The following is a 21,147-nucleotide window of genomic DNA, read 5'->3' on the forward strand; positions in this document are numbered from 1 at the left end:
TCCGCTAGGGTTTCGCCGGACGATTCGCGAGGAGCCGGGAAGATGAAGACGCGTGCCGCCGTAGCCGTGGCTGCAGGGAAGCCTCTGGAGATCCTGGAGGTGGACCTTGAGGGTCCGAAGTTCGGCGAGGTCTTGGTCGAGATCAAGGCGACGGGGATCTGCCACACGGACGAGTTCACGCTGTCGGGGGCGGATCCTGAGGGGCTGTTTCCGTCGATCCTGGGGCATGAGGGGGCGGGCATCGTGGTCGATGTCGGGCTTGGCGTGACCAGCCTGCAGAAGGGCGACCATGTGATCCCGCTGTACACGCCGGAATGCCGGCAGTGCCCGTCCTGCCTGTCGCGCAAGACCAATCTGTGCACGGCGATCCGGTCGACCCAGGGGCAGGGGCTGATGCCGGACGGCACCAGCCGGTTCTCGCTCGGGAAGGAGAAGATCTTCCACTACATGGGCTGCTCGACCTTCTCGAACTTCACGGTCTTGCCGGAGATCGCGCTGGCCAAGGTCAACCCGGACGCGCCGTTCGACAAGATCTGCTACATCGGCTGCGGCGTGACCACCGGGATCGGTGCGGTGATCAACACGGCGAAGGTCGAGATCGGCGCGACCGCGATCGTGTTCGGGCTCGGCGGCATTGGCTTGAACGTGATCCAGGGCCTGCGTCTGGCCGGGGCCGACATGATCATCGGCGTCGACCTGAACAACTCGAAGAAGGAATGGGGCGAGCGCTTCGGCATGACCCATTTCGTCAACCCGAGCGAGGTCGAGGGCGACCTGGTGCCGTATCTGGTGAACCTGACCAAGCGCGGCGCGGACCAGATCGGCGGCGCCGACTACACCTTCGACTGCACCGGCAACACCAAGGTGATGCGGGCGGCGCTGGAGGCCTCGCATCGCGGCTGGGGCCAGAGCATCGTGATCGGCGTGGCCGGGGCGGGGCAGGAGATCTCGACCCGGCCGTTCCAGCTGGTGACCGGGCGGGTGTGGAAGGGCACGGCCTTCGGCGGCGCGCGGGGCCGGACCGACGTGCCGAAGATCGTCGACTGGTACATGTCGGGCAAGATCGAGATCGACCCGATGATCACGCACAAGCTGCCCTTGGAGCGGATCAACGAGGGCTTCGACCTGATGCATGAGGGCAAGTCGATCCGCACGGTCGTGGAATTCTGATGTCGGAGCTGGTCACCAGAAGCAAGCACCGGGCCTTCGCGGGCGAGGTCGGGTTCTACAGCCACGCCTCGTCCGAGATCGGCGGCGAGATGCGCTTCGCGGTCTATGTGCCGCCGCAGGCGCAGGACCGGCCGGTGCCGGTGCTCTTCTACCTCGCCGGGCTGACCTGCACCGAGGAGACCTTCATCATCAAGGCGGGCGCGCTGCAGCATGCGGCGGAGTTCGGGCTGATGCTGGTGGCGCCGGACACCAGCCCGCGCGACCGGCGCCACCCGGGCGACGACGAGAGCTGGGATTTCGGGCTCGGCGCCGGGTTCTACCTCGATGCCACGCAAGAGCCCTGGCGCGACGGCTACCGGATGCACGCCTATGTGACGAAGGAGCTGCCGGAGGTGATCGGCAAGCACTTCCCGGCGCGGCGCAGCGCGATGGGGATCTTCGGCCATTCGATGGGCGGGCACGGGGCACTGGTGGCGGCCTTGCGCAACCCCGGTCTGTACCGGTCGGTGTCGGCCTTCGCGCCGATCGCGGCGCCACAACAGTGCCCGTGGGGGCAGAAGGCGTTCTCGCGCTATCTCGGCCCGGACCAGTCCACTTGGTCGGCCTGGGACGCGACGGCGCTGGTCGAGGCCGGGGCGCGCTGCCCGGACCTGCTGATCGACCAGGGTGAGGCGGACCAATTCCTGGAGCGCGAGCTGCACCCGCATCTGCTCGAGGCCGCGTGCAAGGCCGCCGGGCAACCGCTCACCCTGCGCCGCCATCCCGGCTACGACCACGGCTACTACTTCATCTCCAGCTTCATCGCCGACCACATCCGTCATCACGCCGGGGTGCTGAACCGATAGGCCGGCGCCACCCCCTCACCCGAAATCGCTGTGCGATTTCGACCTCTCCCCGAGGGAGAGGTAAACAGTCCCTCTCCCTCGGGGAGAGGGAGGGGCCCGAGGGGAGAGGGAGGGGCCCGACGCCGAAGGCGGCGGGAGGGTGAGGGGGTGGAGCCGCGCCGCGAAAGCGGTCTCTACGTTCTGAACACCCTCGGGCTTGACAGCGTGGGGGATGAGCTTTCCCCTCGCAGCGTTTCTCATCCGTCACCAGGGAGTCCCGCCATGACCGATCCGGTGCGTGTCCTCGTCGTCGGGGTCGGCCATATGGGCCTGTCGCATGCCCTGGCCTATCACCGGCTGGAAGGATTCGAGATCGTCGGCCTCGTCGCCCGCTCGATCGCCAAGGCCGACCTGCCGGCGGAGCTGGTCGACTACCCGCGCTTCGCCGATTACGGCGCGGCCCTGGCCGAGACCCGGCCGGACGCCGTCTCGATCAACACCTATACCGACACACATGCCGCGTTCGCGCTGCAGGCGATGGATGCCGGCGCCCATGTGTTCATGGAGAAGCCGATCGCGACCACGGTCGAGGATGCCGAGCGCGTCGTCGCCCGTGCCAGGGAAACCGGCCGCAAGCTGGTGGTCGGCTATATCCTGCGCGTCCACCCCTCCTGGGTGAGGTTCATCGAGGTGGCGAAGACTCTGGGCAAGCCGCTGGTGATGCGGATGAACCTGAACCAGCAGAGCTCCGGCCCGTCCTGGACCTGGCACAAGAACCTGCTGCAGTCGCTGTCGCCGGTGGTCGATTGCGGCGTCCACTATGTCGACGTGATGTGCCAAATGACCGGCGCCAAGCCGGTGCGGGTGCACGGCATCGGCGCCAGGCTGTCGAGCGAGGTCGCGATCCACAATTACGGCCATCTGCATGTCGTGTTCGACGACGGCTCGGTCGGCTGGTACGAGGCCGGCTGGGGCCCGATGATGAGCGAGGTGGCCTATTTCGTGAAGGACGTGGTTGGGCCGAAGGGCTGCGTCTCGATCGTGGTGCCGCAGGACGGGCAAGGTGAGGCCAAGACCGACGCCATCTCCGATTCCGCCGACATCGACCGGCACACCAAGACCAACGCACTGAAGCTGCATTCCGCGGCGATCGACGCGAACAACCACTTCGTCGACCAGGATCGCTGGATCACCATGGCCGACGAGCCCGGCCACCAGGAGCTGTGCGACCGCGAGCAGGAGTTCTTCCTGCGTGCGATCCGCGAGGATCTGGACCTGACCGATTCCATGCAGGCGGCCATCGACAGCCTGCGCATCGTGCTGGCGGCGGATGAGAGCTTCCGCACCGGCGAGGTTGTGAAGCTCAGCTGAGGACATGCCCATGCCGGCCGCGGATCACGGCGCGACCCAATCTTCCGACTTCGCCCGCCCGCCCGGCGTGGTCATCGTCATGGGCGTCTCCGGCTCGGGCAAGACCACGATCGGCAAGCAGCTGGCCCGCCGCATGGCCGGGGTCTTCGCCGATGCCGATAGCTTCCACCCGCCGGCGAACATCGAGAAGATGAAGGCCGGCCACCCGCTGACCGACGAGGACCGCTGGCCCTGGCTCGACGCCATGGCGGCGCAGATCGGGCAGTGGCTGGCGAAGAAGCAGCCTGCGGTGCTGGCCTGCTCGGCCCTCAAGCGGGTGTACCGCGACCGGCTGGTCGCCGGCCGGCCGGGCGTCGCCTTCCTCTATCTCTCGGGGTCGGAAGCGGTGATCGCCACCCGCCTGGCCAACCGCAAGGGCCATTTCATGCCGCCCGCGCTGCTGCGCAGCCAGTTCGAGACGCTGGAGCCGCCGGGCGACGGCGAGCGCGTGGTGACGGTCGACATCCGCCACCCGCCGCGCCGCATCGTCGACATCGCCGCCCGCAGGCTGGGGCTGCCGGGGCAGCCTTCCCGCGTGGCCGATGGGGCGTGACCTCTCCGTTGGGCCGGTGTCGGCCTCGCACATCGTTCGGCCAGATCTTTTTTTGTCCCCCCTCCCCTTGCGGGAGGGGGGCAGGGGGAGGGGTCTGCGCGCGTCCGCGCGCGAATGCGCATATAACCCAACCCGCCGCCCGGCTGGTTCACCACAACTCAGGGGCGGCTCGATCTGAGAGAACCCCCTCCCCCTAACCCCCTCCCGCGAGGGGAGGGGGGACTCATTTACTTACGGCCAGCGTCTGTGTCATCGGCACCGCCGCCGGCGCCAGCCTCTGCTGCAGCGCCGCCTCGAGGTGGTCGACCGCGCGATCCAGCCGGCCGAGATGCGGGGCCCGCACCACGCTGATGGCGAAGTCGAAGCGGAAGCCGGGCAGGTCGATGCGGCGCAACTCGTCCCGCGCGGTGAAGGGCGCGCTGCGCCGCGACGGCAGCATGCCGAGGCCGAAGCCGGAGCGGATCAGCGATTGCTGGATCGCCAGGTCGTGCACCTCGGCCGAGATCCGCAGCTCCAGCCCCTCGCGCGCGAACAGCGCCTCCAGCGCCGGCCGGACGTCGCAGGACTCGCGCGGGCTGACCACCCAGTCGCAGGCGGCGAGGTCGGCGAGCGACGGCCGGCGTGGCAGGGCGAGGCTGCGGGCCCCGACCACCACCAGCTTCTCCTGCCCGACCACCCGGCCGGGATAGGGCGCGGCGCTCTCCTGCAGCAGCACCACCGCGGAGTCCAGCCGGCCGCGGTCGAGATCGGCCAGCAGGGTGTGCGCCAGCCCGCCGGTCAGGCGCAGCGACAACCGCGGCCAGCGCTGCCGCAGGTCGCGCAGCATCGTGGCGAAATCCACCTCGGCGAAAGCGTGCAGCACGCCGATGCCCAGGCGCAGCGGCCCCTCCGGCTCGGCCGTCCCGCCGGTGCCGGCCTTGAGGTCGTGGACGGCCGCCAGGACGGCGCGGCAGCGCTCCAGCGCGGCGAGCCCGGCCGGGGTCAGCCGCGGCGGCTTCACCCGGCGGTCCAGCAGGGTGGTGCCGAGATGCTGCTCCAGCCGCTGGATCTGCCGGGTCACCGCCGGCTGGGTCAGCGGCAGCCGCTCCGCCACCCGCTGGATCGACCCGGTCTCCGCCAGCAGCACGAAGGCACGCATTTCGTCCAACATCATGCCGATCCATCATAGAGTTTCTGAAAATAATGAATTTGAAGATTAGCGAAGGCCGGGCGATGTCTCCAGCGCAACTTCCTGGAGGCGTCCGATGAAGGCGTTCGTGATCGAAGAGGGCGAGGGGCTGGACCGGCTGCGCCTGGCGGACCTGCCGGTGCCGGAGCCGCGGCGGGGCGAGGTGGTGCTGCGGATGCGCGCCGCCTCGCTGAACTACCGCGACCTGGAGATCGTGCGCGGCACCTATCACGCCGGCTTCGACCTGCCGATGGTGCCGCTGTCCGACGGCGTCGGCGAGGTCGCGGCGGTGGGCGAGGGCGTCACCCGGGTCAAGCCCGGCGACCGGGTGACGACGACTTTCTGGCAAGGCTGGGTGGCCGGCGATTTCGAAGGCATCGAGCGGGCGGTGCCGCTGGGCGGGCCTGGCCCCGGCGTGCTGGCGGAGCATGTCCGGCTCGAGGCCGAGGGTGTGGTCGCGGTGCCGGAGCATCTGACCGACGCGGAGGCGGCGACGCTGCCCTGCGCCGCCCTTACCGCCTGGACCTCCCTGGTCGCGGAAGGCGGGGTCAAGCCCGGCGACACGGTGCTGGTGCAGGGCACCGGCGGCGTCGCCATCTTCGCCCTGCAATTCGCCGTGGCCGCGGGCGCCCGGGCGATCGTCACCTCCTCCAGCGACGACAAGCTGGAGCGGGCGCGGGCGCTCGGCGCCTTCGGCACGGTGAACTACCGGACCACGCCGGACTGGGATGCGGCGGTGCGTGATCTGACCGGCGGCCGCGGCGTCGACCATGTCATCGAGGTCGGCGGGCCCGGCACCTTCGCCCGCTCCCTGGCCGCCATCCGCATCGGCGGCCAGATCAACGTGATCGGCTATCTCGGCGGCCAGTCGGCCGAGATCAACCCGATCCAGATCATGTTCCGCCGCGCCCGCATCCGCGGCATCCCGGTCGGCTCGCGCGACAACTTCGAGGCGATGAGCCGCGCCATCGCCGCCACCGGGCTGCGGCCGGTGATCGACCGCAGCTTCCCCTGGACCGAGGCGCGGCAGGCGCTGCGACATCTCGAATCGGGCCGGCATTTCGGCAAGGTAGTGCTGGCCTTCTGAGCGGCCGGGCGCCGCCCAGGGAAAATGTCATAATTCAAGGGGTTGGCAGGCGCCGTTGAATCACTACTCTTAGAGGCAACCACCATTGCCCCTGGGAGAGACAGCCGCCGATGACGCGGATCTGCCACCCCCTTTTGCTGCGTTTTGCAGCCGCCGTCGCACTGATCCCGGCGGCGATGCCGGCTGCTCATGCCTGGTCCGACCGGGACTACGGCGCCGCGCCAACGCCGCTGCCGCCGATCCCGGGCTTCCTCGCCGAAGCCGGCGTCACCTTCGACATTCCCAGCGATCCCGGCACCGCCCGCTGGCGCCGGCCGAACAGGGCGTGGACCCCGACGCCGGCGGACGCCTATGCCGCGGTTGATCCAGACTTGGGGTCGGTCACCGGCCAGCGCGATGTAAAAGGCGCCGGCTCGGTCGGCGCGACGCTGCAGTCCAAGACCCCCGGCTTCGTCGCCACGACCGGCGTCACCTTCGACATCCCGGCCGACCCCTATCCCGGCTTCGCCCAGCGCTGGGACCGGACCGAGATGGCGCAACGCACCGCCACCGGCAAGGCGCAGGCCAGCCTCGGCCTGACCGAGCTGCCCTGGTTCGTGCCGTTCTGGCAGTCGGCCCGGGTCGAGGCCAGCTTCGATCCGCAGGCCGGCGAAGGCACCGGGCAGCTGGCGGCGGTGCTGTCGCGGGCCTGGTCGGTCCTCGGGCTGTCGGGATCGTCAGAAGACCGCTATGCGGTGACCCGCGGCGGGCTGCTCGGCCCCGAGGCGCCAGTGACCAGCTGGGAGATCGACCGCAACACCCGGCTGGAGCTGCCCTGGCACACCACCGCCTTGCTACTCGGCGGCCAGGTCACCAGCGCCGACCGGCGCCTGACCGGCAGCGTGGGCGCCGAGCAGACGCTGTTCGGCCCGCTCAAGGCCAGCGCCTCGCTGGTCGACATCGGCAGCGACCAGCCGGGCGTCAAGTTCACCGCCGGATTCTCCTTCAACTGGTGATCTGCGGCCGTTCCAACCGGCCGGACAGGATCATCTTGCGCTCCGCCGGCAAAGCTGAGACAGTGGTCTAGACCACTCAGCCAAACCAGCGATCGAGACGCATGGGAACCGAGACCGCATCACGCCGCTTCAGGGGCATCGACGCCTGGGATGATGCGGAGATCCTCGACGCGCTGCTCGAATCCCAGCTCGCCGCCGTCGCCTCGGTGCGGCCGGCCCTGCCGGCCCTGGTCGCCGCCGCCGCCGATGCGGCGCCCCGGCTGCGCCCGCGGCGGCCGCCTGGTCTATGCCGGCGCCGGTACCTCCGGCCGGGTCGCGGCCCAGGACGGGTCGGAGCTGTTCCCGACCTTCGGCCATCCGCAGGACCGGCTGGCCTATCTGATCGCCGGCGGCGCCACGGCGCTGAGCCGGCCGGTGGAGAATGCCGAGGACGATGCCGATGCCGGCCGGTCCGAGGCCGCGGCGCTGCGCCTCGGCCGCGACGACGTGGTCATCGGCATCGCCGCCAGCGGCGGCACCCCCTACACCCGCGCCGTGCTGCAGGAAGCGGCCCGCGCCGGCGCCCTGACCGTCGCCGTCGCCTCCAACCCCGGCGCGCCGATCTTCGGCGATGCCGCCCATGCCGTGCTGCTGGCGACGGGGGAGGAGCCGATCGCCGGCTCCACCCGGCTCAAGGCCGGCACGGCGCAGAAGGTGGCGCTCAACCTGTTCTCGACCCTGGTGATGACCCGGCTCGGCCATGTCTATGACGGGCTGATGGTCGACATGCAGCCGACCAACGCCAAGCTGAACGACCGCTCGGTGCGCATGCTGCGCGCCATCGTGCCGGTCGACGAGGCGGCGGCGCGGGCGGCGCTGGACGCGGCGGGGCAGAACGTCAAGCTGGCCGCCCTGGTGGCGCTGGGCGACAGCGCCGAGGACGGGCGCCGCCGCCTGGATGCGGTCGACGGCGATCTCCGTCGCGCCCTGGCGGCGAAGCAAGGATCTTGACGAGACAGCGGGCGGGGTGCCGCCCGCGAGCAACGGCGAAACGCCGAACAGAGGAGGCCATTGCACATGTCCCATTCATTCCTGCGCGGCGCGTTCCTGGCCGGGGCGGCGCTCGTCGCCCTCGCCGGCCAGGCCCTGGCGGCGGACGCGACCCTGACCATCGAGAGCTGGCGCAACGACGACCTGAAGATCTGGCAGGACACCATCATTCCGGCCTTCGAGAAGAGCCACCCCGGGATCAAGGTGGTGTTCTCGCCGTCGACCCCGACCGAGTACAACGCGGCCCTGAACGCCAAGCTCGAGGGCGGCACCGCAGGCGACCTGATCACCTGCCGGCCGTTCGACGCCTCGCTGGCCCTGTTCCAGAAGGGCTATCTGTCACCGGTCACCGACCTGAAGGGCATGGACACCTTCTCCGACGTGGCCAAGAGCGCCTGGATCACCGATGACGGCAAGACGCTGTTCTGCGTGCCGATGGCGTCGGTCATCCATGGCTTCCTCTACAACAAGTCGATCTTCGAGGCTGAGGGGCTGACCCCGCCGAAGACCGAGGCCGAGTTCTTCGCCCTGCTCGACAAGATCAAGGCCAAGGGCGAGGTCGCGCCGCTGGACATCGGCACCGCCGACCAGTGGGAAGCGGCGACGATGGGCTACCAGAACATCGGTCCGAACCTGTGGAAGGGCGAGGAGGGCCGCAAGGCGCTGATCGCCGGCACCCAGAAGTTCACCGACAAGCCCTATGTCGAGGCGTTCGAGGAGCTGGCGAAGTGGCGGCCGTACCTGCCGGACGGCTACCAGGCCCAGACCTATCCGGACAGCCAGAACCTGTTCACCCTGGGCCGCGCCGCGATCTACCCGGCCGGGTCCTGGGACATCGCCGCCTTCAACGCCCAGGCCGATTTCAAGATGGGCGCCTTCCCGCCGCCGGTCGAGAAGGCGGGCGACAAGTGCTACATCAGCGATCACACCGACATCGCGCTGGGCATGAACGCCAAGACCAAGAATCCGGAGGCCGCCAAGGCGTTCCTGGAGTGGCTGGCGTCGGCCGAGTTCGCCGATGTCTATTCCAACGCCCTGCCGGGCTTCTTCTCGCTGTCGAACCACCCGGTCGAGATCAAGGACCCGGTGGCGGCGGAGTTCGTCAGCTGGCGCAAGATCTGCGAGCCGTCGATCCGCAACTCGTACCAGATCCTGTCGCGCGGCACGCCGAACCTGGAGAACGAGCTGTGGAACGTCTCGGCCCAGGTGCTGAACGGCACGCTGACGCCGCAGCAGGCGGCCGAGCAGATCCAGAAGGGCCTCGACTCCTGGTACAAGCCGGCCAAGTAGGCTGACCGGCGCGGCCCGCGGTCCGATTTCATTCGGGCCGCGGGCCGGCGCCCGTCATGCTTCCGTCCCGCCGGCCCACCGCCCCGCCAGTCACCGCACAGATCGCCCCATGGCCAGCACCCAGACCGCCGTCCTTCCCCGCTCGCAGATCGCGGGCCGCCGGGGCCGCTTTCCCTGGCACATCGTCGTCTTCCTGGCGCCGGCGACGCTGATCTATACCGTGTTCATGGTCTACCCGCTGCTGGACAGCATGCGGCTCAGCCTGTTCACGCAGGACGAGACCGGGGCCGCGCATTTCGCCGGGCTGGCCAATTACGCGGCGCTGTTCTTCGATCCGCAATGGGCTGACCGGTTCTGGAACGCGCTCGGCAACAACGTGCTGTTCTTCGCCGTGCATATGCTGGTGCAGAACCCGATCGCGATCGGCCTGGCGGCGCTGCTGGCCCTGCCCAAGCTGCGCTTCACCAACACCTACCGCACCCTGATGTTCACGCCGACGCTGCTGTCGGTGGTGATCATCGGCTTCATCTGGAAGCTGATCCTGTCGCCGACCTGGGGCGTGGCCAAGTCGATGCTGGGCACGGTCGGCCTCGGCTCGCTGTTCGCGCCCTGGCTGGGGCAGGAGCACAGCGCGCTGCTCACCCTGGCGCTGGTCTCCGTGTGGCAATGGGTCGGCATGCCGCTGCTGCTGACCTATGCGGCGCTGCTCAACATCCCGGAGAGCCTGACCGAGGCGGCGCGGGTGGACGGCGCCAGCCAGATGAAAATCTTCTGGCGCATCAAGCTGCCGCTGATCTGGCCGACCATCGGCATGGTCTCGATCCTGACCTTCGTCGGCAATTTCAACGCCTTCGACCTGATCTATGTCGCCCAGGGGGCGCTGGCCGGGCCGAACTTCTCGACCGACATCCTGGGCACCTTCTTCTACCGCACCTTCTTCGGCTTCCAGCTGCAACTGGGCGATCCGACCATGGGCGCGGCGGTGGCGACGGTGATGTTCGGGATCATCCTGGCCGGCGTGATGACCTATTTCTACGTGGTCCAGCGCCGGCTGCAGCGCTACGAGCTCTGACCGATGGCCACCAACCGCTCCTCCCCCGTCTCGACCGGTGCCATCCACGCGGTGCTGCTGGTCTACACCGCGATCGCGCTGTTCCCGATCGTCCTGGTGCTGTTCAATGCCTTCAAGTCGCGCAAGGCGATCTTCAGCGCGCCGCTGTCGCCGCCGACGCCGGACACCTTCAGCCTGATCGGCTTCGAGACGGTGCTGACCCGGTCCGATTTCGGCCTGTATTTCGGCAACAGCCTGACCGTGACGCTGGCGACCCTGTTCCTGGTGGTGTTCCTCGGCGCCATGGCGGCCTGGGCGCTGTCGGAATACAGCTTCCGCGGCAACGCCGTGCTGTCGGTCTACCTGGCCATCGGCATCATGATCCCGATCCGGCTTGGCACGGTGTCGATCCTGCAGCTGGTGGTGCAGCTGAACCTGATCAACACGCTGTGGGCGCTGATCCTGGTCTACACCGCCATGGGGCTGCCGCTGTCGATCTTCATCCTGTCGGAGTTCATGCGCCAGATCCCGAAGGAGCTGAAGGATTCCGCGCGCTGCGACGGGGTCGGCGAATACCGCATCTTCTTCCGCATCATCCTGCCGCTGGTGCGGCCGGCGCTGGCCACGGTGGCGGTGTTCACCATGGTGCCGATCTGGAACGACCTGTGGTTCCCGCTGATCCTGGCGCCGGGCGACGGCACCCGCACCATCACCCTCGGCGTGCAGCAATTCGTCGGCCAGTACGTCACCGACTGGAACGCGGTGCTGGCCTCGCTGACGCTCGCCATCATCCCGGTGCTGGTGCTCTACGCCTTCTTCTCGCGCCAGCTGATCGCCGGCCTGACCCAAGGGGCGGTGAAGGGGTAGGGACGGGCCCTCCGCGCCCGGCGCGGGCGGGCTCCCGAATTTTCGCAACGCTCACGGCTTGTCGCTGGGCCTCGGCCGGGTCTACCGTCGCCCCCTTCCAACTTTCCCGGGATCCGGACCCATGGCCTTCCTCGCCGCCTCGCTCGCCCGCGTCAAGCCGTCGCCGACCATCGCCGTCACCACCAAGGCGGCCGAGCTGAAGGCCGCCGGCCGCGACGTCATCGGCCTCGGCGCCGGCGAGCCGGATTTCGACACGCCGGACAACATCAAGCAGGCGGCGATCGCCGCGATCCAGGCCGGCAAGACCAAATACACCGCGGTCGACGGCACGCCGGAGCTGAAGAAGGCCATCGCCGCCAAGTTCCTGCGCGAGAACGGCCTCAAATACGAGACCAGCCAGGTCACCGTCGGCACCGGCGGCAAGCAGGTGCTGTTCAATGCGCTGCTGGCCACGCTGGACCCGGGCGACGAGGTGGTGATCCCGGCGCCCTACTGGGTCAGCTATCCCGACATGGTGCTGCTGTGCGGCGGCACGCCGGTGCCGGTGGTGTGCCCGGCGGAGCAGGGCTTCAAGCTGCAGCCGGCCGCCCTCGAGGCCGCGATCACGCCGAAGACCAAGTGGCTGATCCTGAACTCGCCCTCGAACCCGACCGGCGCCGCCTACAGCTTCGCGGAGATGAAGGCGCTGACCGACGTGCTGCTGCGCCACCCGCATGTCCATGTCCTGACCGACGACATGTATGAGCACCTGGTCTATGACGACTTCAAATTCGTCACCCCGGCCCAGGTCGAGCCGAAGCTGTACGACCGCACCCTGACGCTGAACGGCGTGTCCAAGGCCTATTGCATGACCGGCTGGCGCATCGGCTACGCCGCCGGCCGGCCGGACCTGATCAAGGCCATCGCCAAGGTGCAGAGCCAGTCGACCTCCAACCCGTCCTCTATCAGCCAGGCCGCGGCGGTCGAGGCGCTGAACGGCCCGCAGGACTTCATCCCGCGCAACAACGTGGTGTTCCAGCAGCGCCGCGACCTGATCGTGTCGATGCTGAACCAGTCGGCCGGGCTGACCTGCCCGCGGCCGGAGGGCGCCTTCTACGTCTTCCCGTCCTGCGCCGGGACCCTCGGCAAGAAGACCCCGGACGGCAAGGTGATCGAGACCGACGAGGATTTCGTCACCTATCTCCTGGAATCCGAGGGCGTGGCGGTGGTGCAGGGCTCGGCCTTCGGCCTGGCGCCGTTCTTCCGCATCTCCTACGCCACGGCCACCGAGGCGCTGCAGGACGCCGGCGAGCGCATCCAGCGCGCCTGCGCTGCGCTGCGCTGAGGCGACTCTTCCCGGGACCGGCGCCGGGATGCGTCCCGGCGCCGCTGGCTCCTGCCGCGACGTCGCGGTAACGTTGGCCTGCCTGGCTGCGAACTACAGGTGAGACCGCATCGCGGTCGAATGGTTCGGGTCAAGAAGGACAGGCCGATGCTGATCAAGCGCAATCCGGGGTGGCGGATCCCCGAAAACCAGGCGACGCCGGAATCCGTGTATTTCGACCGCCGGCGCCTGTTGCAGGCGATGGGCCTCGGCGCCGGACTGCTGGCCACCGCCGGCGCGGCGCTGAGCCTGCGCCCGGCCCGCGCCGCCGATCCGGACCCGACCGCCGGGCTTTACCCCGCCAAGCGCGACGACCGCTACGCGCTCGACCGGCCGCTGACGCCCGAAAAGGACGTGACCACCTACAACAACTTCTACGAATACGGCTCCGACAAGGACATCTGGGAGGCGGCGCAGGAGCTGAAGATCCGCCCCTGGACCGTCAAGTTCGAGGGCATGGTCGAGCAGGAGCGGGAGGTCGACATCGACACCCTGATCCGCGCCATGCCGCTGGAGGAGCGGCTGTACCGCCACCGCTGCGTCGAGGCCTGGTCGATGGCGGTGCCCTGGACCGGTTTCCCGCTGAAGGCGCTGGTCGACTACGCCAAGCCGCTGGCCTCGGCCAAATATGTCCGCATGCAAACGTTCCAGAACGACGAGGCTCCGGGCTTCGGCCAGGTTTTCTACCCCTGGCCCTATGTCGAGGGCCTGACCATGGCCGAGGCGACCAACGAGCTCGCCTTCATGGTCACGGGCCTGTACGGCAAACCGGTGCCGCGCCAGAACGGCGCCCCGCTGCGGCTGGTGACGCCGTGGAAATACGGCTTCAAGTCGATCAAGAGCATCATCAGCATCGGCTTCACCGACGAGCGCCCGGTCAGCTTCTGGGAGCAGTTGCAGAGCAGCGAGTACGGCTTCTGGGCCAATGTGAATCCGGAGGTGCCGCATCCGCGCTGGAGCCAGGCGATGGAGCGGGTGCTGGGCACCGGCGAGCGGGTGCCGACCCTGCTGTACAACGGCTACGGCGAATACGTCGCCGACCTCTACAAGGGGCTGGAGAGCGAGCGCCTGTTCGTCTGACCGGCGCGGGCGGTTCGGCAGGGGGGACGGCGCCCCCTTTATGCGATGGGATCATGGCGCCGGCCGCAGCCGGACCATGGTCCTGTGGCCCGCCCCGGATTCTGCACAAAAAAAGGGCCGGAAACGCGTTCCGGCCCGAGTCAAACAGGGAGGCTTCACGTCTGGGAGACGCAAGGAGCCGGCAGTGCCGGACCCTTGTTCTTGCTGCGCTGCAGCACGAACGCTCTTAAGATAGGCATTCTTTGAGCGAATGGTAACCAGTTTCTACCAATGCTTTTATGCGCGCATTGCATAGCTCGCTGTGAGGCATGCAGACCCTAGGAAATCCGCCACTTTTCCGTGGGGTTTTGCTCAGATTTCAGGCGTTTGCCGTGTTTTTCTCAGGTTCAAGGCCTGGAAAAGCCGGCGAAAAGTCCTACAAGCGGCCCGCGCGCTCCCGGCGGTGCCATTTTCCGGCACGCCCGCAGAGACTCCGATGTTACCTCTCCCGCTTGCGGGAGAGGTCGGAGACGCGAAGCGGCTCCGGGTGAGGGCGCTCGACCGCGACACCAGAGGCAGCGTTAGGAAGGAGCAGGCCTGCCGTACGCCCGCGGGCCGGGCCGCCCGCTTGCTGGCAGGGCCGGGAAGGCTCTCATCCGGTCTCGCTGCGCGAGCCCGACCTCTCCCGCAAGCGGGAGAGGCAATACGCAAACGGAACTGCCACACCCAGCGTGTGACGAGGGGATGCTCCGACGACCGAAGCCGAAGCTTTAGAACTTGCTCTCGGCGACCTTGCGGACCAGGAAGTCGCGGAACACCGAGATGCGCTTGGAGTGGCGCAACTCCTCGGCATAGACGAAATAGGCCTCGGTGGTCGGGCCGGTCACCTCGGGCAGCACCCGCACCACGTTCAGGGTCGGGTCGACCATGAAGTCGGGCAGGGCGGCGAGGCCCAGGCCGCTGCGCACCGCGCGGTAGATGGCGTACTGGTTGTTGACCTTGAGCGCGATCTTGCGGCCGCCCGGCGGCGGGCTGCCGACATGGGCCAGCCAGTTGATGTCGGCGATCGGCCCGCGCGCATCGTCGCCATAGACGATGATCGAGTGCTTGTTCAGGTCGTCCAACGTCTGCGGGATGCCGTTGCGCTTGAGATAGTCGACCGACCCGAAGATGTGGATCTTCACCGTCATCAGGTGGCGCTGGATCAGGTCGGGCTGGCGCGGCGGCGTCATGCGGATTGCCACATCGGCCTCGCGCATGCCCAGGTCCAGCTCCTCGTCGTCGATCAGGACGGTCAGGTCGATGTCCGGATAGGCGGTCAGGAACTCGCGCACCCGCGGCGTCAGCCAGGTCGAGCCGAAGGCGACGGTGGTGGTGATCTTCAAGGGGCCGCGGGCGTGGTCCTTGCTCTCGCTCAGTTGCGCCTCGGTCATCGACAGCTTGGCGAAGACCTCGCGCGCGGTGCGGAACAGCAGCTCGCCCTGCTCGGTCAGGATCAGGCCGCGGGCATGGCGGTGGAACAGCGGGACCTTGAGGCTCTCCTCCAGGGCGCTGATCTGGCGGCTGACCGCCGACTGGCTCAGGTTCAGCTTCTCGCCCGCATGGGTAAAGCTGCCCGCGTCAGCGACGGCGTGGAAAACGCGCAGCTTGTCCCAGTCCATTCTCCGGCACCCGTTCGTTTCTTGCGCGGGCGATGAGGGCGGGATGGTCGATATACCAGCGCTCGGCGTCGCGCCTGCGAATCACACTATATACACTATGAGGGGCACCCCCGACCCAACGCAAGCAAAGCTTGGTCCGATCGGGAACACAATTTCATCCGAATTTGACCGATAGGGGGGAAGCCCCCCCTATCGTCATCGCTCTTATGAAAGCGACTTAGCCCGCGGCCGCGGCGACAGGGCGGGCCTCGCGGTCGGCGATCCGGGCGAGGTGGCCGGTGCCGGCATGCTCGGACAGGAAGCGCTCGGCCTCCAGCGCCGCCATGCAGCCCATGCCGGCCGCGGTGACCGCCTGGCGGTACACCCGGTCCTTGACGTCGCCGGCGGCGAACACGCCCGGGATGTCGGTCGCGGTCGAATCCGGCGCGGTCAGGATGTAGTTGTCGGCATCCATGCGGACATGGCCCTTGAACACCGCGGTCGCCGGGTCGTGGCCGATGGCGACAAAGACGCCGTCGACCGGCAGCACGGTCTCGATCCCCGTCTTGATGTCGCGTAGCCGGGCGCCGGTCACCGCCTCCGGCACACCGCCGCCGACGATCTCCTCGACCGTGTGGTTCCACAGCACCTCGATCTTGGGATGGGCGAACAGCCGGTCCTGCAGGATGCGCTCGGCGCGCAGCTGGTCGCGGCGGTGCACCAGCGTCACCTTGGTGGCGTGGTTGGTCAGGTACAGCGCCTCCTCGACCGCGGAGTTGCCGCCGCCGATCACCGCCACCTCCTTGCCGCGGAAGAAGAAGCCGTCGCAGGTGGCGCAGGCGGAGACGCCGCGGCCCTGCAACCGCTGCTCGCTCGGCAGTCCCATCCAGCGCGCCTGGGCGCCGGTGGCGATGATCACCGAATCGGCCTCGTAGACCGTGCCGGAATCGGCGGTGCAGACGAAGGGGCGGCGCGAGAAGTCGACCTCGGTGATCAGGTCGAACTCCAGCCGCGTGCCGCAATGCCGGGCCTGCGCCTCCATCTGCTCCATCAGCCACGGACCCTGGACCACGTCGGCGAAGCCGGGATAGTTCTCGACATCGGTGGTGATGGTCAGCTGCCCGCCGGGCTGCAGCCCCTGCACCAGGATCGGCTGCAGGTTGGCGCGCGCGGCGTAGATCGCGGCGGTGTAGCCGGCCGGGCCGGAACCGATGATCAGGACCTTGGTGCGATGGGTGGCCGGCATGGGGCGACAATCCGCTCGAGGGGAAGTGTCATCGATAGATAGCCACCGGCGGCGGCCGGGGCAAGGCGACGCGGGTCGGGGTTGCTGCCATGGCTTGCGTCCCACGCAAGGTCGAAAGTTTCGCGTTGCCTCTCCCGCCTGGCGGGAGGGGCAATCGTCAGGGGAGAGTCGTCTCGAACAGCGCCCGCACCCGCTCCGCCGCCCGGGCGGTGTCGTCGAGCGGCGCGTAGCCCCACTGCTCCAGCCGGCCGGCGAAGGGGCGGGTGATGCCGGCGGCGGCCAGAGCGTCGTGGAAGCGGCGGTGCTTCGGTGCCAGCTCGGCCCAGTTCACGACATGCACCGGCTTGCCGGTGGTCGCCGCCTCCGAGGTCATGTTGATGCTGTCATTGGTGACGATCACGGCATCGGCCAGGGCCAGGAAGGCGAAATAGGGGTTGGCGCCGGTGCCGTCCCAGATCCAGGCCGGCAGCCCATCCAGCGCCCGGCGCAGCGCCGCGACCTCGCCCTCCGGCGTGCGCCGGCTGGTGGTGACCATCAGCCCGACCCCGCTGCGGGCCAGATCGGCCAGCTGGCCGGCGAGTCGCGCGACCGCGCCCTCCGGCACCGCCACCGACTTGCTGCTGCCGCCGATCAGCACCGCGGCGCGTGGTCGCGGCAGCCGGCCCAGCACCGGCTCCCATTCGGCCGCCGCGGCGGCGAGGCGGGCCGGGGTGACGAGGTTCAGCGCGCCGCTGGTGGCGCAGACATTGGGTGCTTTCAATCCGTCGTGCCAGGGCGTCACGATCAGATCGAAACGCCGCGGGTTGACGCCGGGACGAAATATTTGCACAAGGCGCGTCCGATGACCGCTGGCCCGCTTCACCGCAAGGGCGGGATGCACGCTCTGCCGGCCGGCTGCGATCAGCAGGTCGGGCCAGGGCGGCCCGTCCAGCCCGAAGCCGGCGGCGGGCCGAACGGGATCGAGAAGCCGATGCCAGCCAGGGCGAGCGCCGAGTCGGACCACCTCCGGGACGATTCCGAGTGCCTCCGCCAGGCCCAAGCACTGGTTCTCGTTCGCCGGGCGGCCATCCGACACCACCCACACCCGCAGGGAGCCGATGCCGCTCGTCCCCGCGCGCGGCGCCGCGCTCATCCTGCCAAACCCTCCCCGCGACACAGGATTGCGCTTGCGCCCGGCGAAAATCCGGCAATATCCTTGCGCGTAATCACGGAAGCCCTTTCATGAGAGAACCCATGCGCCGTGTGAAGCTCGACCGCATCGACCGCCGCATCCTCCGCGACCTCCAGGACGACGGCCGCATGACGAATGTCGAGCTGGCGCGACGCGCCGGCATCTCCGCCCCGCCATGCCTGCGCCGTGTGCGGGCGCTGGAGGAGGCGCATTACATCCGCGGTTACCACGCCGACATCAACCCCGAGGCGCTGGGCTTCGGCGTCACCGTCTTCGCCCAGGTCGGGCTGACCAGCCAGGCCGAAGCCGATCTGCGCAAGTTCGAGGAGCTGGTCGGCAGTTGGCCGCTGGTCCGCGAATGCCACATGCTGGCCGGCGAGACCGATTTCCTGCTGAAGATCGTGGCCGAGGACTGGGACAGCTATCAGCGCTTCCTGACCACCCAGCTGACCTCGGCGCCGAACGTCAACCACGTCAAATCGGCCCTGGCGATCCGCACCGCCAAGCTGCTGCCGGGCGTGCCGATCGACGTCGAGACCAAGGACCATCATCGCGAGGAGTGATCCGCGTGGGTCAGGCCAGTCTCCTCTCGTTCCCCTAATCGGATTTACATCCCCTTCTAAGTCCCCCCTCCCCTTGCGGGAGGGGGGTAGGGGGAGGGGTCTGCGCGCGTCCGCGCGCGATTGGGCATGGATCAACCGCGCAGCCCGAACCGGCTCGGCTTGATCCGGGGTCGGGCCGAGCTGCGGGAGCCCCCTCCCCCTAGCCCCCTCCCGCGAGGGGAGGGGGGACTCAATCATTTTCTGCCGGCGCCCGGTGCCGGCTTCCACGATCCGAATCCTCAGTCTTGCCGGCCTCTTTCGCGACCCGGGTTCCGGGCGGCGGGTGGTCGAGCAGCACCCGGCGCAGCGACTCGAACTGCTCGGCCCGCGGGTCGCTCTGGCGCCAGGCCAGGCCGACCATGCGGCCCGGCGGCGCGCCGGCGAAGCCGGCATAGCTGACCAGGCCGCCGACGCTGGCCTCGCCCAAAGTCGCCAGCCGCGGGAACAGGCTGTAGCCGGCGCCGGCCGCGATCATCTGGCGCAAGGTCTCCAGGCTGGTGCTGTGGCGCTTGCCGCCCAGGCCCAGCGTGCCGCAGACCTCCAGCGCCTGGTCGCGCAGGCAATGCCCGTCCTCCAGCAGCAGCAGGCCGTCGCGCGGCAGCTCGGCGATGCGGGCGGCACCATCCGCCGCCACCGGCCGGTCGGCCGGCTGGGCCAGCACGAAGGGCTCGAAGAACAGCGGCGCGGTGGCGATCTGCGGGTCGGCCACCGGCAGCGACAGGAACACCAGGTCCAGCGCGCCGTGGCGCAGCGCCTCGACCAGCTGGTAGGTGCGGCCCTCGTGCAGCACCAGCTCCAGCCGCGGGAAGGCCCGGCGCAGCGGCCGCAGCATGTGCGGGAACAGATAGGGGCCCAGCGTCTCGATCGCGCCCACGGTCAGCGGGCCCGACAGTGGTGCGTCCAGCTCCTGCGCCAGCGCCATCAGCCGCCGCGCCTCCAGCAGCACGCGGCGGGCCTGGGCCAGGATGACCTCGCCCTTGGCCGTCACCAGCACCGCCTTCGGTCCGCGCTCGAACAGCGCCAGGCCCAGCGTCTCCTCCAGCTTGCGGATCTGCATGCTCAGCGCCGGCTGGCTGACGCCGCAGCGCTCCGCCGCCTGGCCGAAATGGCGCAGCTCGGCGACGGCGACGAGGTATTCGAGATCGCGGAGGGAGAGGCCTGAGAGGGTCATGGAAGCCGCGTCTTGGTCTCGGCAGCATCCCCTTCACTGTCATGCCCGGGCTTGACCCGGGCATCCAGGAGATGTCGATGCCGCTCCGGATGGCCCCTGGATCGCCGGGTCAAGCCCTGCGATGACAGGGTAGGGCAGACGCATCTTACGATAAGCATCATCTATCTTCCAGATAGAGTCGATCGATTGGATCTTATCGAAGCGGCAGGCGAGGCTGCGGGCAGCCACAGGAGTTCGCCATGCCCCCAGCCGTCCCCATCGCCCGCCGTCGCATCGCCCTGGTGCTGCTGCAGATCGGCGGCCCGGATCGGCTCGACGCGGTGGGGCCGTTCCTGCGCAACTTCTTCTCCGACCCGGAGATCATCCGCCTGCCGAGCCCGTTGCGGGCTGCGGTGGCGCGGCTGATCGCCTGGCGCCGAACGCCGGTCGCGACCGAGATCTACCGCCAGCTCGGCAGCGCCTCGCCGATCCTGGGCCAGACCTGGGCCCAGGGCTGGGCGGTGGCCGAGCGGCTGGCCGACCTCGGCGAGGTCCGGCCCTTCGTGGCGATGCGCTACTGGCACCCCTTCGCGGCCGAGACCGCCGCGGCGGTCCGCGACTGGCGGCCGGACGAGGTGGTGCTGCTGCCGCTGTATCCGCAGTATTCGACCACCACCACCCGCTCGGCCCTGACCGACTGGGCCGCCGCCGCCCGCGCCGCCGGCCTGTCCGCCCCGACCCGGACCGTCGACGCCGCGCCCACCGATCCCGGCTTCATCGCCACCCAGGCGGAACTGATCCGCCGCGCCTGGCCGCGGGACGGCGCCCGGCTGCTGTTCACCGCTCACGGCCTTCCGCTGTCGATCGTCCAGGCCGGCGATCCCTACCCGGACCAGGTCCGGGGCTCGGCCGAGGCGGTGGTGGCGGCGCTGGGCATCCCCAATCTCGACTGGCGCATCGCCTTCCAGAGCCGGGTGACGCCGCAGGAATGGCTGAAGCCGGACACGGAGGAGGAGGTGAAGCAGGCCGGGCGCGATGGCGTCGGCCTGGTGCTGGTGCCGATCGCCTTCGTCTCCGAGCATTCCGAGACGCTGGTCGAGCTCGACATCGAATACCGCGCGGTGGCCGAGGCTGCCGGCGTTCCGTCCTTCATCCGCGTCCCAACCGTCGGCGTGCACCCGGCCTATGTCGCCGGGCTGGCGGCCCAGGTGCGGCAGGCGCTCGGCGCCGGCCCGCTGCGGGAGGCGGCGTGATGCGTCCGGCCCTGAACGCGCTGCTGGCCGACCTCGCCCGCCATGGCGCCAGCCTCACCCTCGAAAATGGCCGCGTCGGCGTGCAGGGCGACCTGCCGGCGGAGCTGCTGCTGCGGCTGCACCGCTATCGCCGCGACCTGCTGCCCCTGGTCGAACGCGGCAATCACTTATCGCGCCGATAAGAACGATCGATTTCCCTGATCGAGGCGCAGCGGCAAC

The 21,147-nt window shown here is 69.1% G+C and carries 20 protein-coding genes; 15 read left to right on the forward strand and 5 right to left on the reverse strand.

Going from position 1 to position 21,147, the window contains the following annotated elements; translation table 11 throughout:
- Positions 1-42 precede the first annotated feature (42 nt).
- From QFZ27_RS14475 to QFZ27_RS14490, 4 genes are all read left to right on the forward strand, one after another.
- Positions 43-1,170, forward strand: coding sequence for an S-(hydroxymethyl)glutathione dehydrogenase/class III alcohol dehydrogenase (locus QFZ27_RS14475; RefSeq protein ID WP_429227096.1), 1,128 nt, complete (start codon positions 43-45; stop codon positions 1,168-1,170).
- Positions 1,170-2,015 carry an S-formylglutathione hydrolase gene (gene fghA, locus QFZ27_RS14480; protein ID WP_429227097.1) on the forward strand — a complete coding sequence of 282 codons (846 nt, stop codon included), beginning with the start codon at positions 1,170-1,172 and terminating at the stop codon, positions 2,013-2,015. The genes QFZ27_RS14475 and fghA overlap by 1 nt, the downstream gene beginning before the upstream one ends.
- Before the next feature lie 261 nt (positions 2,016-2,276).
- Positions 2,277-3,365 carry a Gfo/Idh/MocA family protein gene (locus QFZ27_RS14485; protein ID WP_429227098.1) on the forward strand — a complete coding sequence of 363 codons (1,089 nt, stop codon included), beginning with the start codon at positions 2,277-2,279 and terminating at the stop codon, positions 3,363-3,365.
- 10 nt (positions 3,366-3,375) lie between these two features.
- Positions 3,376-3,957, forward strand: coding sequence for a gluconokinase (locus tag QFZ27_RS14490; protein WP_429227099.1), 582 nt, complete (start codon positions 3,376-3,378; stop codon positions 3,955-3,957).
- 223 nt (positions 3,958-4,180) lie between these two features.
- On the opposite strand, the gene QFZ27_RS14495 is transcribed toward QFZ27_RS14490, so the two are convergent.
- Positions 4,181-5,110 (reverse strand): LysR family transcriptional regulator, encoded by a 930-nt coding sequence (locus tag QFZ27_RS14495; RefSeq protein ID WP_429227100.1) that lies wholly within the window; start codon positions 5,108-5,110, stop codon positions 4,181-4,183.
- A gap of 91 nt (positions 5,111-5,201) precedes the next feature.
- Here QFZ27_RS14495 and QFZ27_RS14500 point away from each other — a divergent pair, with 91 nt between their 5' ends.
- From QFZ27_RS14500 to msrP, 8 genes are all read left to right on the forward strand, one after another.
- A complete protein-coding gene (locus QFZ27_RS14500) occupies positions 5,202-6,212 on the forward strand; it encodes a zinc-dependent alcohol dehydrogenase family protein (protein ID WP_429227101.1) in 1,011 nt (336 codons plus the stop codon).
- A 110-nt stretch (positions 6,213-6,322) separates the two neighbouring features.
- Entirely contained in the window at positions 6,323-7,207 is an 885-nt protein-coding gene (locus tag QFZ27_RS14505; RefSeq protein ID WP_429227102.1) for a hypothetical protein, read from the forward strand.
- 246 nt (positions 7,208-7,453) lie between these two features.
- Complete coding sequence (locus QFZ27_RS14510) at positions 7,454-8,197, forward strand: N-acetylmuramic acid 6-phosphate etherase (protein WP_429227103.1); 744 nt, start codon at positions 7,454-7,456, stop codon at positions 8,195-8,197.
- Between the two features lie 66 nt (positions 8,198-8,263).
- Positions 8,264-9,526, forward strand: a complete 1,263-nt coding sequence (locus QFZ27_RS14515; RefSeq protein ID WP_429227104.1) for an ABC transporter substrate-binding protein — start codon at positions 8,264-8,266, stop codon at positions 9,524-9,526.
- Between the two features lie 109 nt (positions 9,527-9,635).
- Positions 9,636-10,598 (forward strand): carbohydrate ABC transporter permease, encoded by a 963-nt coding sequence (locus QFZ27_RS14520; RefSeq protein WP_429227105.1) that lies wholly within the window; start codon positions 9,636-9,638, stop codon positions 10,596-10,598.
- Positions 10,599-10,601: 3 nt separating this feature from the next.
- Positions 10,602-11,444 carry a carbohydrate ABC transporter permease gene (locus QFZ27_RS14525; RefSeq protein ID WP_429227106.1) on the forward strand — a complete coding sequence of 281 codons (843 nt, stop codon included), beginning with the start codon at positions 10,602-10,604 and terminating at the stop codon, positions 11,442-11,444.
- Between the two features lie 121 nt (positions 11,445-11,565).
- Positions 11,566-12,768 (forward strand): pyridoxal phosphate-dependent aminotransferase, encoded by a 1,203-nt coding sequence (locus QFZ27_RS14530; RefSeq protein ID WP_429227107.1) that lies wholly within the window; start codon positions 11,566-11,568, stop codon positions 12,766-12,768.
- A gap of 147 nt (positions 12,769-12,915) precedes the next feature.
- Positions 12,916-13,887, forward strand: coding sequence for a protein-methionine-sulfoxide reductase catalytic subunit MsrP (gene msrP, locus QFZ27_RS14535; protein WP_429227108.1), 972 nt, complete (start codon positions 12,916-12,918; stop codon positions 13,885-13,887).
- A gap of 749 nt (positions 13,888-14,636) precedes the next feature.
- Here the strand turns inward: msrP and QFZ27_RS14540 are convergent.
- From QFZ27_RS14540 to QFZ27_RS14550, 3 genes are all read right to left on the reverse strand, one after another.
- Positions 14,637-15,527: a LysR family transcriptional regulator gene (locus QFZ27_RS14540; protein WP_429227109.1), complete on the reverse strand. Its 891-nt coding sequence runs from the start codon at positions 15,525-15,527 to the stop codon at positions 14,637-14,639.
- Between the two features lie 217 nt (positions 15,528-15,744).
- Positions 15,745-16,752 carry a thioredoxin-disulfide reductase gene (gene trxB / locus QFZ27_RS14545; RefSeq protein ID WP_429227110.1) on the reverse strand — a complete coding sequence of 336 codons (1,008 nt, stop codon included), beginning with the start codon at positions 16,750-16,752 and terminating at the stop codon, positions 15,745-15,747.
- Between the two features lie 157 nt (positions 16,753-16,909).
- Positions 16,910-17,884: a mitochondrial fission ELM1 family protein gene (locus tag QFZ27_RS14550; RefSeq protein WP_429227111.1), complete on the reverse strand. Its 975-nt coding sequence runs from the start codon at positions 17,882-17,884 to the stop codon at positions 16,910-16,912.
- Between the two features lie 101 nt (positions 17,885-17,985).
- Here QFZ27_RS14550 and QFZ27_RS14555 point away from each other — a divergent pair, with 101 nt between their 5' ends.
- Positions 17,986-18,486 carry an Lrp/AsnC family transcriptional regulator gene (locus QFZ27_RS14555; protein WP_429227112.1) on the forward strand — a complete coding sequence of 167 codons (501 nt, stop codon included), beginning with the start codon at positions 17,986-17,988 and terminating at the stop codon, positions 18,484-18,486.
- Positions 18,487-18,715: 229 nt separating this feature from the next.
- Here the strand turns inward: QFZ27_RS14555 and QFZ27_RS14560 are convergent, their stop codons facing one another.
- Positions 18,716-19,696: a LysR substrate-binding domain-containing protein gene (locus tag QFZ27_RS14560; RefSeq protein WP_429227113.1), complete on the reverse strand. Its 981-nt coding sequence runs from the start codon at positions 19,694-19,696 to the stop codon at positions 18,716-18,718.
- 239 nt (positions 19,697-19,935) lie between these two features.
- Here QFZ27_RS14560 and hemH point away from each other — a divergent pair, with 239 nt between their 5' ends.
- Both hemH and QFZ27_RS14570 read left to right on the forward strand, forming a co-directional pair.
- A complete protein-coding gene (gene hemH / locus QFZ27_RS14565) occupies positions 19,936-20,928 on the forward strand; it encodes a ferrochelatase (protein WP_429227114.1) in 993 nt (330 codons plus the stop codon).
- Positions 20,928-21,110 carry a hypothetical protein gene (locus QFZ27_RS14570; protein WP_429227115.1) on the forward strand — a complete coding sequence of 61 codons (183 nt, stop codon included), beginning with the start codon at positions 20,928-20,930 and terminating at the stop codon, positions 21,108-21,110. The genes hemH and QFZ27_RS14570 overlap by 1 nt, the downstream gene beginning before the upstream one ends.
- Positions 21,111-21,147 lie beyond the last annotated feature (37 nt).

It is taken from the genome of Inquilinus ginsengisoli (assembly GCF_050434925.1).
GTDB lineage: Bacteria > Pseudomonadota > Alphaproteobacteria > DSM-16000 > Inquilinaceae > Inquilinus > Inquilinus ginsengisoli_B.

What these genes read in the sequence shown, in the direction of transcription:
- QFZ27_RS14475 (WP_429227096.1), top strand. Translation starts at nt 43, where the DNA reads ATGAAGACGCGTGCCGCCGTAGCCGTGGCTGCAGGGAAGCCTCTGGAG.
- fghA (WP_429227097.1), top strand. Translation starts at nt 1,170, where the DNA reads ATGTCGGAGCTGGTCACCAGAAGCAAGCACCGGGCCTTCGCGGGCGAG.
- QFZ27_RS14485 (WP_429227098.1), top strand. Translation starts at nt 2,277, where the DNA reads ATGACCGATCCGGTGCGTGTCCTCGTCGTCGGGGTCGGCCATATGGGC.
- QFZ27_RS14490 (WP_429227099.1), top strand. Translation starts at nt 3,376, where the DNA reads ATGCCGGCCGCGGATCACGGCGCGACCCAATCTTCCGACTTCGCCCGC.
- QFZ27_RS14495 (WP_429227100.1), bottom strand. Translation starts at nt 5,110, where the DNA reads ATGATGTTGGACGAAATGCGTGCCTTCGTGCTGCTGGCGGAGACCGGG.
- QFZ27_RS14500 (WP_429227101.1), top strand. Translation starts at nt 5,202, where the DNA reads ATGAAGGCGTTCGTGATCGAAGAGGGCGAGGGGCTGGACCGGCTGCGC.
- QFZ27_RS14505 (WP_429227102.1), top strand. Translation starts at nt 6,323, where the DNA reads ATGACGCGGATCTGCCACCCCCTTTTGCTGCGTTTTGCAGCCGCCGTC.
- QFZ27_RS14510 (WP_429227103.1), top strand. Translation starts at nt 7,454, where the DNA reads ATGCGGCGCCCCGGCTGCGCCCGCGGCGGCCGCCTGGTCTATGCCGGC.
- QFZ27_RS14515 (WP_429227104.1), top strand. Translation starts at nt 8,264, where the DNA reads ATGTCCCATTCATTCCTGCGCGGCGCGTTCCTGGCCGGGGCGGCGCTC.
- QFZ27_RS14520 (WP_429227105.1), top strand. Translation starts at nt 9,636, where the DNA reads ATGGCCAGCACCCAGACCGCCGTCCTTCCCCGCTCGCAGATCGCGGGC.
- QFZ27_RS14525 (WP_429227106.1), top strand. Translation starts at nt 10,602, where the DNA reads ATGGCCACCAACCGCTCCTCCCCCGTCTCGACCGGTGCCATCCACGCG.
- QFZ27_RS14530 (WP_429227107.1), top strand. Translation starts at nt 11,566, where the DNA reads ATGGCCTTCCTCGCCGCCTCGCTCGCCCGCGTCAAGCCGTCGCCGACC.
- msrP (WP_429227108.1), top strand. Translation starts at nt 12,916, where the DNA reads ATGCTGATCAAGCGCAATCCGGGGTGGCGGATCCCCGAAAACCAGGCG.
- QFZ27_RS14540 (WP_429227109.1), bottom strand. Translation starts at nt 15,527, where the DNA reads ATGGACTGGGACAAGCTGCGCGTTTTCCACGCCGTCGCTGACGCGGGC.
- trxB (WP_429227110.1), bottom strand. Translation starts at nt 16,752, where the DNA reads ATGCCGGCCACCCATCGCACCAAGGTCCTGATCATCGGTTCCGGCCCG.
- QFZ27_RS14550 (WP_429227111.1), bottom strand. Translation starts at nt 17,884, where the DNA reads ATGAGCGCGGCGCCGCGCGCGGGGACGAGCGGCATCGGCTCCCTGCGG.
- QFZ27_RS14555 (WP_429227112.1), top strand. Translation starts at nt 17,986, where the DNA reads ATGCGCCGTGTGAAGCTCGACCGCATCGACCGCCGCATCCTCCGCGAC.
- QFZ27_RS14560 (WP_429227113.1), bottom strand. Translation starts at nt 19,696, where the DNA reads ATGACCCTCTCAGGCCTCTCCCTCCGCGATCTCGAATACCTCGTCGCC.
- hemH (WP_429227114.1), top strand. Translation starts at nt 19,936, where the DNA reads ATGCCCCCAGCCGTCCCCATCGCCCGCCGTCGCATCGCCCTGGTGCTG.
- QFZ27_RS14570 (WP_429227115.1), top strand. Translation starts at nt 20,928, where the DNA reads ATGCGTCCGGCCCTGAACGCGCTGCTGGCCGACCTCGCCCGCCATGGC.